At 31.5% G+C, this 20,257-nt stretch carries 16 protein-coding genes; 1 reads left to right on the top strand and 15 read right to left on the bottom strand.

Annotated elements, in window-relative coordinates; genetic code table 11:
- Positions 1-67: 67 nt before the first annotated feature.
- Positions 68-292 (top strand): cellulase family glycosylhydrolase, encoded by a 225-nt coding sequence (locus BV60_RS24515; RefSeq protein ID WP_156036052.1) that lies wholly within the window; start codon positions 68-70, stop codon positions 290-292.
- A 299-nt stretch (positions 293-591) separates the two neighbouring features.
- On the opposite strand, the gene BV60_RS0108840 is transcribed toward BV60_RS24515, so the two are convergent.
- The 15 genes from BV60_RS0108840 to BV60_RS0108765 all read right to left on the bottom strand — a co-directional run bounded on the left by BV60_RS0108840 (position 592) and on the right by BV60_RS0108765 (position 20,253).
- Positions 592-2,088: a hypothetical protein gene (locus tag BV60_RS0108840; RefSeq protein ID WP_029321022.1), complete on the bottom strand. Its 1,497-nt coding sequence runs from the start codon at positions 2,086-2,088 to the stop codon at positions 592-594.
- 32 nt (positions 2,089-2,120) lie between these two features.
- Positions 2,121-3,656, bottom strand: coding sequence for a glycosyltransferase family 39 protein (locus BV60_RS0108835; protein WP_029321020.1), 1,536 nt, complete (start codon positions 3,654-3,656; stop codon positions 2,121-2,123).
- A gap of 38 nt (positions 3,657-3,694) precedes the next feature.
- Positions 3,695-5,197, bottom strand: coding sequence for a glycosyltransferase family 39 protein (locus BV60_RS0108830; RefSeq protein WP_029321018.1), 1,503 nt, complete (start codon positions 5,195-5,197; stop codon positions 3,695-3,697).
- 3 nt (positions 5,198-5,200) lie between these two features.
- Positions 5,201-6,295 (bottom strand): acyltransferase family protein, encoded by a 1,095-nt coding sequence (locus BV60_RS0108825; protein WP_029321016.1) that lies wholly within the window; start codon positions 6,293-6,295, stop codon positions 5,201-5,203.
- Positions 6,296-6,307: 12 nt separating this feature from the next.
- On the bottom strand, positions 6,308-7,309 hold the full coding sequence (locus BV60_RS21865; protein WP_051656613.1) for a glycosyltransferase family 2 protein: 1,002 nt from the start codon (positions 7,307-7,309) through the stop codon (positions 6,308-6,310).
- 19 nt (positions 7,310-7,328) lie between these two features.
- Positions 7,329-8,138 carry a sensor histidine kinase gene (locus BV60_RS0108815; protein WP_029321013.1) on the bottom strand — a complete coding sequence of 270 codons (810 nt, stop codon included), beginning with the start codon at positions 8,136-8,138 and terminating at the stop codon, positions 7,329-7,331.
- 19 nt (positions 8,139-8,157) lie between these two features.
- A complete protein-coding gene (locus BV60_RS0108810) occupies positions 8,158-8,940 on the bottom strand; it encodes a response regulator transcription factor (protein ID WP_029321012.1) in 783 nt (260 codons plus the stop codon).
- A 367-nt stretch (positions 8,941-9,307) separates the two neighbouring features.
- The gene (locus BV60_RS0108805) at positions 9,308-10,297 is read right to left on the bottom strand and encodes a glycosyltransferase family 2 protein (protein ID WP_051656612.1); all 990 of its coding nucleotides are present in this window, start codon (positions 10,295-10,297) and stop codon (positions 9,308-9,310) included.
- Positions 10,298-10,381: 84 nt separating this feature from the next.
- On the bottom strand, positions 10,382-12,397 hold the full coding sequence (locus BV60_RS21860) for a glycosyltransferase (protein WP_051656611.1): 2,016 nt from the start codon (positions 12,395-12,397) through the stop codon (positions 10,382-10,384).
- Positions 12,390-13,877, bottom strand: a complete 1,488-nt coding sequence (locus BV60_RS0108790) for a lipopolysaccharide biosynthesis protein (RefSeq protein ID WP_197029546.1) — start codon at positions 13,875-13,877, stop codon at positions 12,390-12,392. The genes BV60_RS21860 and BV60_RS0108790 overlap by 8 nt, the downstream gene beginning before the upstream one ends.
- A 178-nt stretch (positions 13,878-14,055) precedes the next feature.
- Entirely contained in the window at positions 14,056-16,491 is a 2,436-nt protein-coding gene (locus BV60_RS0108785) for a CotH kinase family protein (protein ID WP_029321008.1), read from the bottom strand.
- On the bottom strand, positions 16,488-16,886 hold the full coding sequence (locus tag BV60_RS24510; RefSeq protein ID WP_442856313.1) for a VanZ family protein: 399 nt from the start codon (positions 16,884-16,886) through the stop codon (positions 16,488-16,490). The genes BV60_RS0108785 and BV60_RS24510 overlap by 4 nt, the downstream gene beginning before the upstream one ends.
- A 181-nt stretch (positions 16,887-17,067) precedes the next feature.
- Positions 17,068-17,970, bottom strand: coding sequence for a glycosyltransferase family 32 protein (locus BV60_RS21850; RefSeq protein ID WP_051656609.1), 903 nt, complete (start codon positions 17,968-17,970; stop codon positions 17,068-17,070).
- On the bottom strand, positions 17,942-18,889 hold the full coding sequence (locus BV60_RS0108770; protein ID WP_029321002.1) for a capsular polysaccharide synthesis protein: 948 nt from the start codon (positions 18,887-18,889) through the stop codon (positions 17,942-17,944). The genes BV60_RS21850 and BV60_RS0108770 overlap by 29 nt, the downstream gene beginning before the upstream one ends.
- The gene (locus BV60_RS0108765) at positions 18,883-20,253 is read right to left on the bottom strand and encodes a hypothetical protein (protein WP_029321000.1); all 1,371 of its coding nucleotides are present in this window, start codon (positions 20,251-20,253) and stop codon (positions 18,883-18,885) included. The genes BV60_RS0108770 and BV60_RS0108765 overlap by 7 nt, the downstream gene beginning before the upstream one ends.
- Positions 20,254-20,257: the final 4 nt, after the last annotated feature.

The raw sequence follows: 20,257 nt of genomic DNA, 5'->3' as shown, positions 1-20,257 counted from the left end.
ACTAGATTTATTGAAACCATAAATACTGGTTTGAATCCAAGCAACTCTCTTTACACCTATTACGGGGATGCAACAGATTATAGTAATCTGTCACACACGTACTTACCGTGATGAAACAGGCATAATATACATTCATCACGATAGTGAACCCATCCAAGCCGAAGTGAAGGAAGATAACTTCATACAAATAAAAAATAATGCAGCATCTCTATGGACTGAAATCTCGAATAAATTTAAATCCTATGACAACCATTTATTATTTGCATCATATAACGAAGTTGACAATTGTTAAAAATATTGGATTTTTGGAAAAAAGCTGCATCACAGATGGATGAACTTAATCAGCTATTTGTTGATACAGTAAGAGGCACCAATATAAAAAATACCGATAGGATATTAATAGTGCCTATTCTGCAACTCCGGGAAATACATATAAGAATGAAGTAAAGAATGGTAATCTTGCTGTTATAAATAACTTTTACTAAGACATATAAATGATGTTATTTCCCAGTCCTGTCTCTTCTTACTAAGACATATCACTTTGAGTAGCGTTCACAACAACGAGCAAATCTAATCCAAATGAATTATGAATCATTTTTTTACTAAATAATAATAATTCTTCCCATCATCATACAATAACTCTGCTTTTGTTGATTTTACTATCTTATCTCTATCATCTTCAAGATTAACAGCTAGTATATAATCCTCTTTCTGTGCATTCAAAATCTTTTGAAAATCATCTTTATCAGCAAAAACATAGCTATCAGCATTCTGAAGTAATACAAAATCATACAGAATTTTCCAATTCAAATCCACACATACTACTACAGTTTTCCCTTCAGCATTACTAATTGCAACCATTTGTTCCAGATTATTGTAATCCATAGGTATATAAAAGTCTCTCTTTGCAATATTCGCAAATGCAATGACACAAAATATTGCAACAACTGCAATATCTGCCATTTTTTTATTTTTGACAAAAAGCTTTATGAGATTCCAAACTACAATGAAAGCACATAAAATAAATATCCATGCAATCGGCATAATATATCTTGTTGTAACTATAGGGCATATTTTACCGACAACCAACATATAGAATATTCCACATAAGAAAATACAAACAGTATAATCAAATTGTAATTTTTTATCTTTTACTAATAGCACTACGTAAACTATTACTAAAATACAAAATAGCAGTATTAGTCCAGAAAAAGCTTCATCATTCAAAATAGATGCCATTCCTACAAATCCAGATATCAATCCTCCAAAGCTTGTTGCTTTACTAATTGCCTCCGCACCCCTGTAGCCATTAAAGATATGCGCTAGTATATGATACCAAGTTATACCATATAGGATTCCCGCTATACCTAAAGAGATTATATAATTTCTTATATCTGTTTTGTTCTTTGCAAGTATCAGTCTAATTCCATATATGAGACACATAAAGAAAGCAACAAAAAGGAAATAATAATGTGTCAGCATACCAAAAAATAATGTGATTCCAAGCTTGATCAAAAAATGTTTTTCCGGCTTCTTGTCCCAATTCTTTTTAAACAAATACATAATTAGAACAACAAAAAAAGTAAACTGTGCATACATTCTGATAAGAAGCATTGTATCTAAAAATATAACAGATGTTGCATATGCTATGGCAATACCCAAAGATGCCGAGATGCTACCTATCATTTCTTTTGCAAGCATGTAGAGAAGGGGCAAAATCAAAATCATCCAGAACATATTAAGGCCTATTCCATACCACTTGCTAAATGATCCCTTAAATATAGAGCAGATCGTATGTATGAGAATGTAATAAAATGGCGGATGAACATCTTTTGCCTGGTTTTCCCAAACGTTAGCGTAGTTAAACGCTTCTCCATCCTGTACTATAGTAAAGCTTTCAAAAGGTCCCATTCTGGTGTATGTTTCGCCAATCTCAAATTCAGGATTGATTCCTCCTATATTATTTGAAAGTCCATAAGTCCATATTTCATCACAATGATAATTGACTTTTCTTACGCCAAAGAAAACAATCATCAATGATGTAACTGCTATTATTACGAATAATAAACTCTTTTCAATCTTACTCATTTTTCCTAAAATACCTTTCAATTCATCAATAATTATTTTCTTTTATAAAGTCTGACAACATGGTTGTACTCTTCGTAATAAAATGATTTTTCATCTATCATCTCATAGCCAAAATCATCAAAGGAGACAACTTCTTTTTCGGCATTGCCTTCATAACTTGCAGCAACAATATCATAATCAGAAGAGTCGCAAAGCATTTTCTCGGAAATAATAAAATCCGGCTCCTGCTTATTTATATATCCATTCTGAAGATTCTTTAATTCACTACCACCTTGATTTAACTGAACAAATGCTCTCCACTTTGGCATCTGCCCATCTGCAAAGTAGTAGCCCTCATCAAGCACCCCATAATACAGCATTGAATAATTATCAATACCATAGCTCTTCATCTCTGAAGAAAATGCATATTGAGGCATTTCTGACTTCTTCTTAAGAAGATCATGTGTGTGAAGGCAAAATACATAAGCCCCAATCATCGCACAAACAACAATAATAATATTGATCAAAAAATTTCCGGTAAGTTTTTTTGTGTTTAATAATCCAATTATTGGACAAAAACCCAATCCACAGAAAACGAACAGTGGCAGATTACTATATTTTTGTGCTATTCCTGAATTAAGAATAATAAATGCAAACAAAAATGAAGCCAACAATCCAATAAATAACTCATATTTTTTCTGCATCAGCATCCATACAGATCCCAAAATTATTAATATCAGAGAAAAAGCATTTCTTGCCTTTAGAAGCAGCGAAAGAGCAAGCTTCATGTTTCCCCAAAAGCCCATATAAATAGTATCATTTTTTCTGTACAGAAAGATATTATTGTAAAAGTAATCCATAAAAAGATCCATAAGTGATCCATTAATAGCAAAGAAAAAAATAATTGGAAATGATATGATTATGCACCCAAGCACAAAATAGATTATCTTCTTCCAGAAACTACTCATCTCATGTCGAATTATTGAGTGAACAAGCATTATAAGTAATAAAGCGATATACAATGCACATAATGTATATTTAGTCCAAAATAATAAACCAGCATAAATCCCTAAGAAAATCATTTCTTTTACACTTGGAAGTAAATCCTTGGAAATATATCTTACTGCCAAATATAACATAAAAGAAAATAATGCCAGCGACATTTCTTCAGGGCCGCCACCATGTCTGTTTACATATGAGCCATAAACAGATGCAGCAAGAATAGCTGCGATTCCTAGCTCATAGCTTTTTACGCTATAAAAAAGACCTGCTATTCTAATTGAAAAAAATAAAAAGGTTGCGGCACAAATTATCTCTATAATAAAAATCCCTATAAAGCTTGATTTAGAAACAAGCTCACCAAGTGCATATACAAAGAATATTGCAGGCCCCTTCTGTTCAGCCATATCCCGATAAGGAACCAATCCTACAAGAATTCCTCTTCCCTGAACATAGTAGCAACCTGCATCCCCCCAGTTATTTAAGGGATAGAGAAATGAGCATTTTGAACATATCGAAAGAATCAAAAACGCTACTAAACAGCATAACATATAAATCTTAATTTTTTCTTTTTGTGATATTTCTTTCATTTCTTTCTTCCTAACAAATCATTTGATTATTTCGATAATTATTTTTTGTGATATAGTTTTAGCATGCTCCCATCGTTTGAATTAATAACAGCCTCAGAATCGACTAATTCATAGCTCTCATCCAATATATCTTTTATAATGGGTTCTTTTGAGTCACTGTACACAATCCATGCTGACTTATTTACAGTGTATTCCTCCAATAGATAGTTCCTAAATGACTCACTGAATTCTGCCTGCCAGTCCTGCATGACAAAAAATCTGTTAGCAGGGGTTATGTCCATATCCAGATAAAACCAGGGATTTGTTCCATATCCCACTACCTGATTTCTTTCCTCTTTAGGAATCAGATCTACAAAATCTAGCAATTGCTTATAAGGTGCAATTGCCTCCTCAGATGGAGATGAAGAATACTTGTCATAATAATATCTTAGTTTATTCATCTCCTTTCCTGTTCGTATAGCAGCTATTCCACAAGTTCCAATCAATATAGTTATAGATAAATATTGTAACCACACTATTCCATTTTCTCTTCCTTCGTCGAATTTCTTTTTTAATTCATAAATTGCAACAGGAAAAAGTGGGAATGTTATCATGGAATAATGACCAAAGTTCATAATATTCATAAGCAAAAACTCTGTTCCAATGCCAAGAGCCATGTACATTATTCCGTTAAAATATTCTTTTTTAATCAAGCACACAATTCCTGCAGCAACCACTGCATAGCTACCTATCTGCCCCATCGCACCTCTGATAATTGTGCTTATTCCACCAGTCGAATTAGATGCATAAGAAATGTTATATAAAAAAGTTCCGTACCAAAACTCATAAGTACTATCCTTTGTAGCAAAATAAAGCATAAACGGAACAACCAATAGAGCTGTCCCAAGTATAAAAGCAACTGCATTTTTTAGCAGATTCTCCCATGCCTTATTTACACAAAGATACAGCACGATAAATAACACAGCTATACAAACTGCAACAGCATTTGTCAGCCTGGACATAAAGCAAAATCCAAATGTTATACCATAGAAAAAAGCATATAATGGATTGTGATTCGAATTTTTTTTACTCTTATTTTCCATCCATTCTGTGACAAAGAGCAAGCTTGTCAATAGAAATGGATTCGCATATTCTTCACATAGATTTCCAAACTCATAATTACAGGAAAAGGAAAAAATAATGCAAACAGCAAATATGGCTGCATATATGTCCTTAAAGGATCTGGCAAAAATCTTATAGATTATACAAATTGAAATTGTCATTAAAACAATTTGTATAGTAAACACCCCATACTGGTTACCTGTTATCAGATATCCAATCATTTCAATCAAGAATAGAGCCGGACCTTTTTGATCATACAATTGTTTATAGGGAACATATCCTTCTGACCATCCCTTACCGATAACCTGAAATAATCCTGAATCCCATCCCTTATAATTAGGATATATCGGACTTGTAGTAGCAGAACAGATAAGTACAAATAAGAATGCAACTATCGAAAAAGCAATATAGTATAGTGGATTAATTTTTTTGTTCTTCATTTCTTAATTACACTTTCTTATAACAAAATACTTACGCCATAATACCGCAATGGCTATAGATATACAAAAAGCACTAAACAAAACTATAGGATTCTTTTTAAATGCTTCACCTACAAACATCGTCGCTGTAAACATACATATTTTTATTACAAGTTGATGAACGATAAATGTATATGAGCTCAAATCTCCTAAGAACACCAAAAATTTATGTGTTAATATCTTTGAAAGCACTCCTTTATTCAAGGCAAAAATGTAAATAATCATACAAGTAGGTATAGTCCATATCGTTGTTTTTCCGAACTGGAGCTTGTTAATAATGCTCGTATTATATATTGCTGAACTACATAAAAACAAAAATACAGATAAAAACTCCATTCCTATATAAAATGATAATCTCTTACCATCTGAATGTTTTTTACTAATAAATATATATCCTAAATTGCATCCTATAATAAAATCAACCAATCTGGAAATCGGGAAGATATATGAAAACCAAACACTGAACTTCCAACCACCAGTGCTCTGATAGAATGGCAAATAAGGCGTCAATGCTGACAACATAGCTTGAACAGCAAACAGAATAACACTTATTGTAATTGGTTCCTTAACCCCTTTGTACTTCCTAATGCTTTTAATCAGCCACGGAAACATAAAATAATGAAAAGCACAGGTACTCAAATACCAAACAACTCCATTTAGCGAATACACTATGTCCATATTGGGAATCCATGATTGTAACAAAAAAGAATTCAATACCAAGTTCACAAGAGTCATAGGAAAAAAAAATGTTTCCGAATACAATATGCTCTCATAATATCTAATAGGAACAGCTATAATCATAGCAACAATATGAAGAGGATAAAGTTTTCTAATCTTATTCCATGAAAACATGAGCCTATCAATTATTGAAGAATCATTTTTTCCATCAGATTTATAATATGAATAAACCATCAGAAAACCTGACAAAACAAAAAATAATGATACTCCAAAGTTTCCAAGCCTTTCAAGCACAGCAATATTACAATGCGACAAAAAAATACAAATAAAAGCAATCGCCCTTAATCCTTGTAATGACTCAATTTTTGTTCTAGAATTCACAACTATCTTCCTCTACCTACTTCTTCCTAAATAACTATACATTAATAAGATGCCTAGTTTATTCCTAGTCAGAACAAGCAATCTTATCATTCGTTTTTTTCTATCTATTTGTGTATTCTGCAAAGCCTCTTTAAAACATCCATTATCAAGTATATATGATATTCTTTCCAGCTTTTCCTGAATAGAAAACTGTTCTCTACAGCTTATCTGCTTTAGATTTGTAGTCACCAACCTAATATATAAATTTGCAAACTTATCTTTTATAACCTTGTTATCTTTATATAAGCTGCAATAATCCATTGCATTATTATAAAATTTCGTAACTGAATCATAATATCCATCTACATATTTTGTCAGAAGGCTGCCGGAGCTTCTAAGATAGTAAACATAATACTTATTAGGATTAACAACAATTTTTTTTGCAAACTGAAGTATTTTTGAAGCAAAAATGATATCCTCATAAATCGGATATTCAGGAAGAAATCTCAAATTGTTTTTCCTCAAAAAACTGGTTTTATATAGTTTATTCCATGGAGCATTAAAAATTTCGTGATCAATAGTATCACTTAATTTATCATAAAAAAAACTATTATTATTTCCAGAAAAGAAGCCTTTATATTCATTTTCTGTTCTTACATTTGTATCAAGGTTGTGATACCAGAAGCTATAGAAAACCACATCAGCATCATTATCCATAGCTAATTTAACATTATCTTCAACCAGGGAAGGCATTATGTCATCATCAACATCCACATAAACAAGATAAGATCCCGTCGCCATTTCAGTTCCAGAATTTCTCGCGGCACTTAGACCTCCGTTTTCCTGATGAATAACCTTTATTCTTGAATCCTTCTCCAAATAACTATCACATAATTCAGCAGTTTTATCCGTACTTCCATCATCGACTAGGACAATTTCCAAATTAGAATATGTCTGCATTAAAAGATTTTTAATACAATTATCTATGTACTTTTCACCATTATATATTGGAACTACAATACTAACTTTTTTCATCTTGTCTATTTTTTTCCAGTCATCCTATTTTGGGTAAATAAATAAAAATTGTACTACCCTCACCCAATTTACTCTTACATTCAACTTTTCCTTTATGCTGTTCAACAATACTTTTTACAATTGAAAGCCCAAGTCCGCTGCTTGTTTCCTCTTCTGGTGTCCTTGAATCAGATTCTCTATATGTTCTGTCAAATATATGTGGTATTGCCTTTTCTGATATACCTTGACCATTATCTTTAACATAAATACATATGTCTTTATCAACCTGATATACTCCAAGCGTAATTGTACATCCTACAACAGAATATTTTCTTGAATTATTAAACAGATTATCCAAAACTCTGCTTAATTTTGCAATATCGATTGCTACTACCTCTTTCATGTCTTCAGGAACATCTAAAACAAGTTCATAATCAGCATACTTTTCATCTATTTCTGCAGCAAAATAATATTCCTCTAAAAACTGTGCTATAGGTACTTTTTTAAATTTAAACTTTTCACTACCACTCTCAATACATGTCAGATAATATAAATCCTGAACCAATACCTCTAATGTCCTTGTACGCATATCAAGAAGCTTTAAAAAAGTACTTAAGTCCTCATCTGTAATGTCTTCTACATCACTTCTATTCTTTAAAGTCAGATAATCTACTGTACTTCTTATGGCTGTTAATGGTGCCCTTAAATCGTGAGATATATTCTCAATCATACTCCTTCGTTCATATTCTGCATGTTTAAGTTCACGATTAGCCTCTAATAATCTATTTGATAATTCCTCTACAGTTTTTAAATCAACTATAGGTTGCTCAAACTTCTTCTTATTACTCATAACCCCTCGCAAAAATGCATTAATGCTTGATTCTGACTAGCTTATAACCTTTTGCCCAAACTGTTTCTATCAAATTATCAACACCTGTCTGACGTTCAATTTTTTTTCTAAGTCTTGACATATTGACCATTACATTTCTTCTGTCAGTTTCAAAATAAGTTCCCCACAATTTTTTCCCGATTTCTTCAAAAGTAATTTCTTTCCCAACATTCTGTGCAAGAAACAAAATCAAATCATATTCCTTATTTGATAATGCAATCACTTCATTCCCAAATAGTAATTTATGATTTTCTATATCCACATAAAAAGGATCTAAATCGATAATCATATTATTAGTTTTGGGTGCATCAACCTTAGCATGCCTACGAATATTCCCCTGTATTCTTGCATACAATTCCCTAAGGCTATATGGTTTTTCTATGTAGTCATCTCCGCCTGTCTCAAATCCTTCTATTTTGTCATCCTCAGAAACCTTCCCGGATAGAAATAGTATTGGACAATCTGATATCTTCCTTATTTCTCTGCAAAGTGAAAAACCATCCAAATCAGGCATCATTACATCAAGTAATATGCAGTCAGGTTTAAAAATCTTTGCAAACTGTAATCCTTTATACGCAAATTCTGCAACCTCGACCTTACAATCCTTTTCCTCAAAATACTTCTTATTGATATTTAAGACTTCGATATCATCATCAATCATCAGAATCTTGATCATACTGCTTTCCCCCATTTTCTTATCAACAATCTGAATCTCTCTGTCACAATACTCCAATACAAGCACGTCCGCATCATATCCATGCATGTACGATCATCTTGCCATTTTCATCTTCCTTACAGCCAAGATATAATGTTGAATCAATCCCCTTTTCTACCATAAGTCTTTAATCTGTAAGTACTCTCACCAGACATTTGCTCACCCATTTTGTTATACAGCAAACCTGATTAACAGGATATGAGACCTTCTTAGCAAATCTATATTCATCAATTGGTGCATCTCCGGAGAACTCCTCTCCTGCAATTCTCCACTTGCCCTACAGCTTTGCTGTATTTTCGTGTAGTATTTGGTATATAAAACTGGCTGAAGGCAACCATACTTTTAGAGTTATTACATTAAGCTCATTATATCTAATAAATCTATATATTCTTCTTATTATGCTCATAATCCGAACCTATTTATTAACCAACTGATAGTATACCGTAAAACAATATCTAGCCAAAAAAATCTTAATCATATCAAAATTACACTCACCTTTTATTTTCTTGATTAATTCATCATATGCTTTATTATATGTTTTCCTAATTTTTTGCTCGGACTCTTTTCCAAATTGTTTTTTACTTTTAGCACATAAATTAGCGATTTTAACTAAAGTATATAAACGTAATCTATTGGAATAATCGGCATTTGAATTTTCAAGAACTTTTAGCGTATATAAAAAAGACTCGGCAGCTTCATTATTTATATCCTTGTTTCCTTTTGAAGTAATGCTTCCATCCCTCAATCTATAGGCATAAGATCTATCATTCAACCAGACAGCTTTATTAATGCTTTTTGAAACTTCAGCATTAAAAACCAAATCTTCGTATATATATTTCTTATAACGTGTTGTATTTATAACAGCTGCCTTAAAAAGCTTATTCCAGCTCCATCCTATTGGTCCTGTGAAATCATCCATAAAATGTTCTATATATTCATCATGATTTTCTATAATAATAGTGCCCTTATCTTCTATCTTCAAAACTATTTTCTCTTCATCGCATCCATCTTGAAATGCTATTTCATGGCATAATACAACATCTGCATCTTGTTCAACCAAAGTGCAAAGTAATCTTTCTATAAATAGCTCATGCACAAAATCATCAGAATCTACAAAAGCAATAAAATCGCCATTGCATACATCAAGAGCCTTGTTTCTTGTGTCCTGTACACCAAGGTTATTATTATTGCAAAGGTAAAGAATTCTCTTATCCTTTTTTGCCCATTCTTGACATATTACTCCTGTATTATCTGTAGAGCAGTCATTTATCAATATTATTTCTAAATTCCTATAACTCTGATCAACAATAGATTTTATTGATTTATTAATATACTTTTCCACATTGTGCATAGGCACAATTACGCTAACTAATCCATTCATTTCTTTAATCATTCTTTTAATCAAAGATTTTCTCTCATATCACAGACAGAAAAAACAGCAGGTACAATCATTTCAAATAAAAGAACACAAATTATTATAATGAATCCCTTAATCAAAAATGCTATTAGCAATTACTTCTATATCCCCAGATAAATCCAGTTTTCTCTCATCAATCTTACATTTCATCATGTCATGAATTATAACATTTAGATTTTCCAATGATTTAACATATTTAATATAACTACATGAAGCAAAAGTTTTATAGGTTTCATAAACTTTATGGTGATTATTTCCAATCACAATACATGGTGTTTCTGTTATTATTGAAAAAATCATTCCATGTAGTCTATCCGTAATCACCAATTGTGATTTTCCAAAAAGCTTAAATTTTTTCTCCAGTATTGTAAATCTTATTTTTGATTCAAAATCATATTGAACACAAGTATCAGTAACAAATACATTGTCAGAACATTGCTCACATATAGCAAGAATACTTAATTTATCTTTTGTGCATAGTGTACTTTCTTTATCCGACCTCAAGCATACTATTATTCCTTCTCTATTTGTTGCACCATAATTAGTAGCATCATATAATGAAACAACATCGTGAAGTTGTTCTATTCTGCAATCAAAATACCCTTTCATTAACTCATAGGATTTTGCATCCCTGGCAAATATTGTGATATTATTACAAGCATTAATAGTCTTTATATCTGCAACTAATTCTTTTTTACCTTGCTCATCATTTGAATAGAACAATGTTTGTGGCATAATTATTATTCTATTGTTTCTAAATTCATTTAAAACCTTACGTCTAAAGACTTCAGCAAATTCATAAAGATTGCCAAAGTTCCCACCTCCTTGACATACTATAACATCTCCGGCACGTATGCATTTTTTCAGTGAGTTTATAGCCCTGTCTGTGCCCCATCCATCAATAATAAATAATTGGTAATCGCTATGTTCTTTGCATTTTGATTCAATTATGTTTTCTGTTGCATATGCTATGGCATGATCTCCCAAGTTATCAAAACAAGGAAGTTCAAAATATATTATTCTCTTTGTTTTCCCCTTCGCTAAAGTAAAATCAAAAATGTTATTATAATGACAAAACTTTTTGCGAATTTTTCTTATATTTTTAACACAATTCAAATAAGCATTTTTGCTCTTAAAATATATCTTATAGGCAGTCTCATCCAACAAATAAATATTAACTAACCCTTTATCTTTTTCAGAAATTAGCTTGTTATTATAAAATTCATTCGCATTATTTTTTAAATATAATTTTGTTTCCTTAATATCATCCTCTGCAGAAACTATATATCCACTTCTTATATCAGAATAAAGGTATGGTAAAAGTTTTGACATAGAAAGCTCATATAAATCTTCATATCCTTTAGTTTTAAAGTATGATGCCCTTTCCTCCTGTCCTATACATGTTGCATGGCATCCTTTATGCCATGTAGCAGTTGAAGAATTAAAGGAAATTCCACCGTCCCTTATTAGGTAAAAATATAAATAATCAGGTATTTTAACAATTCTCTCTACCTTATCAAAAAGATAATAAGTAGTAGCTATGTCCTCATAGTTTCTACCGTCAGGGTATCTAACACCCTCGAATAATTCCGCCTTATATAACTTACCCCAAGCATAATTTTTTACTTCTTCGTCTTCAACAAGTTTTATCAAAGCGGTATGACTATCCCATATTTTCACCTCATCATACACTCTATCCTTTATTAAAAGCTTATCTTTAAATTCTTCATAATGAGAGCATATAGAAATCTGTGCATTATCTTTAATTGCAGCTTCATATAGCCTCTTGATCATATCAGGGTGAACATAATCATCACTATCAATACAGGTAACCCAACTGCCAGTAATCATATCAAGTGCAGCATTCCTGGCACTTGAAAGTCCACCATTAGTCTTATGAATTACCTTTATTCTGTTATCTTTTTTTGCATATTCATCGCAAATTATGCCACATTTATCAGGCGATTCATCATCAATAAGAATGATTTCAAGATTCCGATATGTTTGATCAACAATAGATTTCAGACATTTCTCTATGTAATTTTCAACATTATATATTGGTACTATTACACTAATTAATTCATTCATTTTCAATTTGTTTTTTTTGCCATTTCCAGATATATGTCTTAGCCTTCTTTATTAGGTTTTGAGCTCCATCAGTTCTATAATAGGCTGCAATATATATTATTATATTAATCGCTCCAATCAAAATTGCTTTAATAATAAGCATAGTCCAATTATTAGGCTTGAAATTATCGCAAATTAATTTCCCAAAAAATATTGCAGCTATAGTAAGAAAAATATTAGCAAAAATCTGTTTATAATATTTAATTGCGCTCTGGTTAAAATACTCTCTATACAAAAGCTTTGGCTCATACCAGCAATATGTAGTCAATCTTGCTATTGCTGAAGCAAATATTACACCTGCTATTCCCAGAATTCGTCCCAGTATTACTGATAGCACAATATTTTCTATTGTAGCAAGTAGCATAATATACTTAGTTTTTTGATATAGTCCTGTAGCATCTCTATATAGCCAAAGTGGCTGCAATATACATGAAAAAAAGGTGTTCAGTGTCACAGCTATAACAAGTATTTGAGGTAATTGATAATCTTCGCCAAGCCATACTCTTACAAAATCATCTGCTAAAAGGGAATAGGATACTACTATTATTCCACATAGTATAAAACTAATAGATTGTATAGTCTGAAACACACTATACTTTTTTTCATAATTTTCTTTAGCAATTACATTACCTATGCTAGCTGTCATAGCTGAAAATACTATTTGCTCAATTAAGAGAAGCTTCTGGCTAAGCATAAGATAATTGGAATATAGACCAACTGCAGCAGTACTTACAACAATCGATATGATAATATTGTCTGTAGCACTAAATACCGTAGTTGAAATTTTATAAATAAATACAGATTTCATATTCTCTATGATTCTGCTTTTAAGTACTCCATCAACTTCTTTATCAGCTTTTACATGTTTAATAAATGGGTATTCCTTTTCAGCTTTTTTTGATGTAATCAAATTATTTGTTATACCAATTGCTGTTCCTATTCCAAGATATAATATATAATTTTTAAATATAATGAGGCTTAACATTTGCAGAACGACCTTAATAAAAATAGAAATCATCCTGATATTTACTACCATATAGTCTTTCTGATCGGCCGTCAGTAGAGTAGTCTTATAAACAAAAAGGTAAGATGTCACCACTCCTGCTAATGAAAATAAATAGTATATTTCTAAATTGGGAATATTTTTTTCAGTATTTACAATAAGCCTTAAAAATGGTATACAACAAAGTCCCAAAATCGCAACAGCTGCAGCAATGATATTATATACTTTGTTATAAAATGCAACTAATGAAGCTATTTTTTCTTCATCACGATCTGCAAGTGGCTTATAGAAACTGTATGCCATGGCTGTAGAAAATCCCAAATCAGCCAAAGATAACAAAGTAAGGACATCACCAAATATACCATTTAACCCCAGATATTCATTTCCTAGAGTTCTTATAAATACGGTTCTTGAAAAAAAACTAAGAATCATATTCATAATCTGATACAAAAAACCAGTACTAATATTCTGCAATGTTCTTTTAGACCTGCTAACTCCCATACTAAATTTCACCTATCACCTAAAACCAAGATTTAGTCTATGGTATATGTCCAGTATCCTATTCTTAGAAGTAGCCATTATAAGTTCCCATGAATATACCCTGACTATTTTAATATTACTCATTTGTTTCATCACCTTCTTGAATTTCTTCTCCATTTGGTTCAGCTAAATCCGGGGCATCTGCTTCTTCCGTAGCATTCTGCATTTCTTCAATATTTGCATTATTATTTGTAATTTGCATAGTTTCCCCCTCTGCAGATTCTCCTTCTGCATTTTCTTCATCCATGGCTACAGCATCTATTGTATTCTGATCCATATTATTCTCGATATTCTGAAATTCTTCACCCTCCTGAAGAGTTTCGTCTTCATCTCCCTGAAATTCTTCATTATCCTCAATAGTGGATTTTTCTGCTTTTTTCTTTCTTTCCATTTCTGCATGTAATTCTCTTGCCAACTGAAGATTTCCACCATTCGCCGTAAACTCGTCAGTATACTTTTTTATATATTCCGTGCGTTCCTCAAAAAAAGCTCTTATATTATCAACCAAAACTGTATAAACTTTATCTGATGAGCCTCCATAAAATCTCGAGTATGATGCCAATGCAGGTTTTTTTACAAGCTTAACAACTTCATCAATACTGGCTGTACACTTTTCCTCTGTAAATATTTCAGAAATTATCTTGCTCATTCTGTCATTAAATTGTTTGCAGAATTCTTCATTCATAAGTAGTGATTGTAATAAAATATCTCCCCGTATACCTGACTGCAAATATGAATTAATTGTCGGTGTTTGCTTTGATGAAAGATACATAGTATTAGACATATCGCCACATATAAATCGCCATTTCCCATCTGCTTTTCCAGTTCCATTGTTATCAGCTGTTCGCCAGGCCGTTCCACCATATGAGCTGAACTCAGAATTTCCCACATAAATATTTAAGCCTACAAAATCAATATAATTATCTATATCCATCAAAGACTTGATATTCTCATAGTTTTCTGCCATAGATAAATCGGTATTCGTTGCATATGTATAAAAATCCCAAAAGTCATCTGTGTATCCTTGCGCATTATGAAAAAGTATTTCCTTTCCAGCAACACCAAAATTACGTACTATATACTTTTCATCAACGTATGCAGTGAGGTTATATAATCCCCAATACTCTCCATCAATGAATAAGACACACGGTTGACTATCAATAGTACCAATTTCCATGTCCTTAACTATAGATTTGAAAATATGATTTCTCACTTTTAGAACATTGTCATCATAATTCTGTTGAAGCTTCATCTTTCCTAATGATGAAATATAATTGATAACGCCTGATCCCTCAAAGTCTGAATAATCATTTTCTCCAAGGTCGAATTCCAAACCTTTTTGCTTGTCGTAACAGGAGGAATCAGCTAAAATGCTCATGTCCAAGTCAGATTCAAAGCTTTTTCCTTTATTAGCCTCATAAAACTCCACTTTTGCTCTCTTTTTTTCGCCAGAGAGATAGTTTCCATAACTTCCTGCCTTCAAATCCTGAATCAGTGCATCTTCCCTAGCTTTTCCTGCAATATATATACCATCTTCATAATCAAAAAGATTTTCCGGGTCTATAGTAACGGATATTATAGGCAAATTAAAATAATCCGTATCTTTCGTTAATCCAATAAAATATGATTGGCTTGCTTCCTTTGTGACCTTTCCTGTACCATCGACTGCAATTGCCCTAACAATCATTCCTGCATCGACAGTTCTTGGAGAATAGCCACTACTTAATCTGTTATATAGCCCTTCCTTTGCATATACATAATTTGATCCTGATTTATTACTGATTTTTATTTCTGAATCATAGACATCAGATTTATTTGTTGGTCTCGTCCCATCTACCGTATAATAAATGATTTCACCTTCATCTGCTCCAAGCTCCAAAGAAAAGCTTTCATCATAGAATCCTCCCGGTGCAGAAAAAGAAATACCATTATATTGAACAAACTTAAGCTCTTTAGCACTATTTATTTTTCCCTTTGATGGCGCAATATAGCCCCATTTATTAGTTTCATCATCTGCTAATCCATAGCTTTGTTCAGGTGTAAGTTTGGGAATGATAGTAGATATCAATTGTTTACCATCTTTATTATATATAGACAATACATTAGAAGAATCGCTTCCCGGATTAACGCTTATATCTACCGCAAAATAGGCATCTTTTTTTAATTCTATATCATCTTCTACTTTAGCAACACTTCTACCAGATACAAATATTTCAATACCTGACAAATTGATTTTTTCAGTTCCGGCATTATGAAGTTCAACCCATTTTTCTCCGCTAACTTCAGTAATCTTCAGAAACTCATCAGCTCCACTATTTTTACCTACTAATAATTCTTCAGCAGTTATATCCCTGTTCTTTTTAAGTGCCTCTGATAATAATCTATCGCGGTTTCTTGAAATAAGAATTATTAATAGTAAAAGTATTAGAGATATTGCGCTAATTATAATAATTATTAAATCTTTTTTATCTATTTTTTTATTATCATTACTTCCTTCTTCTTTTAAACTCATTTTATTTTTCTCTCTCTTTTCAAAATAACAATAAGAATATAACCTAATGTAGCTCCAACAGTTGTTCCCAGAATATTCATGATAATATCAGTCACTTCAAAAGAGCCTGTTCTTGTAATGCGCTGTAAAATTTCAATAAAAAAACTGCTTAGAAATCCTGTGAGCGAAGTCATTATCACTATTCTAAAAAAAAATTCCCTTTTTCTATACAAGCTAAGAATAATTCCCCAAGGAACAAACAGTAGTATATTGAATATGCAATAAATTATCTGATTTTCTGAATAAATAGCACTCCTCGAAAAACCAAGATTTAAATGCGTATATATTCTTTCAGACTTCGAACCAGGTTCCCTTCTAAAAATCGTGAACAATAGCATAATGCATGCAAAAACCATCGTAAAATATATAAGCACAATTCTTTTATACGGTACAGACTTCTTAACATATAAAACATATCCCGGAACAAGTACTATAAGAGCACATGCAAAAAGTATGATTAAGAAATCACTTATATATATACCCGTAGATTGTTCAATAAAAAGCCAACTAATTCGCTGAATAATGTCATCAAACATTTTATAACTCCGGTAAGGGTGTTCCATTCTTTTGAGCAAGTGAATACTCGTAAAACGGTATGCGCTTTTTCAACTTATCGTATCTATTTCTTCTGACTAAAATTTGAACAAAATCAAATGCTTTTTGATTACTCTTCAAAGCTTTTTTTATTCTGTTCTTCATACTCTTCGAATCATCCGCTTTGATTCTCCACTCTCCAGCACACAAATGTACTGCATAATGTTTTCCAAAAAGAGACCCTATTTCAAAATATTCCTTAGGATAGATAACAAAATCTCCTAAATCTTGAAATTTATTATTCAAAATAAAACTAGGATAGTGCTTTAAAATATAATAAGTATAGTAATAATTACTTGTAGCATAACCATGAACGTAAAGTTTTTCATCCTTCCATTCAAATATTTTTTTCTTATCTATAGATTTTTCTTTAACTATTACAGTCCTGTCGTACATATCCAGAAGCCCCTTTATAAGAGGATTTCCTTTTTGACTTCCAATAATTGCAGAACCTACTGAGCAATCAAAAATAAAATTCAAAAATAATTTATGTTTTAGTAATTCATCAAAGCTCCTGTTCACCTTAACATCTGTATCTAGGTAAATCCCGCCATATTCGTAAACTGCCTTAAGTCTGTAATAATCTCCAATAAATCCCAACTGCCTGTCCTTATATGTATTTCTAACAAAATCATTTTCAGCAAAACTGCAATTAGATTCATCCCATCGCATTATGGTATATCCCTCAAGCCTTTCCCATGATTCAAGACATTTTCTTAAATCCTCCGGCAAAGTTTTACCTCCAAACCAGCAATAATGGATTATTTTGGGAATATTATTACCACTCTCAACTTCTATATTTTTAATAATACTGATATCAGAAGTTTCCCTGATTGATGATGACATCGTAAAAAGTTCCTTTCCTTCTAAGTCTTTCCTGATCAAATTTTATACTCAGTTTATGTATTCCTGTCTTACGTGTTAACATTTTATATTTATATGGATCATAGTTATCATATATATATGTAGCTAAAATGTGAGCATCCACCTGGCTTATTATGGGCATTGCCTCGCATTCTTCTTTATAATAATCATTTGCTATGCTTCCTAATATATGGAGGAGATAGTAATTAGAAATATAGTTATGCTCCTTCCAATATGCATACATAAGTTGTTGTAATAAACAAAGCAAATTATTATTGGAAGTACTATGCATAAACCAACTGTTATATTCCATAATCTCAGGATTAAATCCAAAATAATAAAAGCTAAACATAAACAATGGTAAATTATCTATCTCACTTATCAGTTCTCCATCAGTCATAAAAACTGAAGCATCAATCCAGTATCCTCCATACTTATTTAAGAGTTCTAAGCGAACTAAATCTGAAAACATTGCATTTGTAATAATGCCTTTCTCTCTCTTTTGAATTATATAATCCGGTAGTGTTACATAATCATAAATATTATTTTCATCTATAATGATAAATTTCTTTTGAGCCATTGCCTTTTTTTGGCTTTCAACACATTTCTTCACAATATCTGGCGCATTATTTAATCCCTGCAGCCACATAATCCAAACAGTATTACTGTTTTGCTTTTTTTCTTTTTTCTCCCATATCCTTTCTTGTATACATTGATTGAGATATTTGTTCTTATATCTTTTATATAAAATCATCCTATGTTTTTGCCCGACCATAACACTGTACAAAAAATGTGTCTTTTCATCGTTGTACTTTACTTTAAGCATAACCTGGTCATATATAGTTCCAAGAAGCATACCATCTTTAATTCTATTTATCAGTTTATTGTCACTTTTTACCATAGTATAGATTTCCTATTATTATAATATTTTCCTTTTTCAGATGGGATATAGGGCTTCTTATCACAGCAAATATATATCGCAAATAATATGTATAAGTATTTAAGTGTTTGTAAAGAATCCGCTATCGTTAGATGATAGCAATATGACACCATTCCAACAAACATTGCTCTGACAATTGCCGAACGTGTTTTAAAAATATCAATCACCATTTTTATTCCCATATAAGCCAAATAAAATTGATATGAATACATACCTGGGTAAGCATATCTTACATATTCTGCTATGTAGAAGTTATCTATAGAAGCAACAACTTTTCCATCTACAAGGCTTGTGAAACTTCTTTTTCTTCCTATACCGAGAATTGGATTAAGCCATTGTACTTTGAATATTCTTTTTAATAGTTCTCTATACGCTTTACTTTGGATAAGTTGCTGATAATTTGCTCCATATTTTATTGAATATTGTGTCTCAAAAATCGAATCTACAAGGCTAGTTAATTGAAGTAAAATATACTTGCCTAAAGGAGTTGTTTGTGTAGCAAAAGTAACTGCAAAAAAAACAATCAATGAAACAGTTGTAATCAGTAAATTATTTTTTAAATACTTACGATCCGATAGAAAAAGCATAAGTGCAAGTTCTACAAACATAATGCCCAAGCTTGACCTTGATCCAGTATTAAAAATATTTACTATTATTCCAATAAGCAACAATGGTCTTCTGAAAATATTAAATTCATTTTTTTCAACATCATATCCAGCAAAAGGCATCATAGTCATCAGCATAAGTCCATAGCCTAGTGAATGACCACAGTTACTCATAATACGGTAATGCCCACCTCTGATATACCTACCTGTATATATTCCATCAATTGTAACAAGATATGAAAACGGTGATTCCTGGGTAAAAGATTCAACGAAACCAAGAATAATGATTAAATAAACAAATGCTATTATCAGTTTTACAGTTTTATCAACTCCTACAGAATCCTTTATTACATATATCAGCAAATACATTTCAAGAATCTCTATCAACGGATTTAATAGTGCATTAAAATCAACTCGTAAAACCATCGTGTAAAAAATAACTATCAGATAGGGTAGTAATATAGCTGACATTTTTTCATTAAATATCATATCTATAAAGGCATGCAGCCTGCCATAATCCAAAGCAATAAAAATAAGCAATATAATAATGCTAATTCTTACAATCGTAAGATCAAATATCGGATTTGGAACCCCAAAGTACTGAGGCATTACATAGAGAATAAAGATGTAAAGTATAGAACATCTATAAAAAACAACTTGTTCTCTTGGAGCCTTAATATATTTACTTGAATATTCCAGTTCACTATTTTTTGATATCATTATC

Origin of the sequence: Butyrivibrio sp. AE3004, assembly GCF_000703165.1 — a bacterium.
GTDB lineage: Bacteria > Bacillota > Clostridia > Lachnospirales > Lachnospiraceae > Butyrivibrio.
This window is presented reverse-complemented; position numbering and strand designations above follow the sequence as displayed.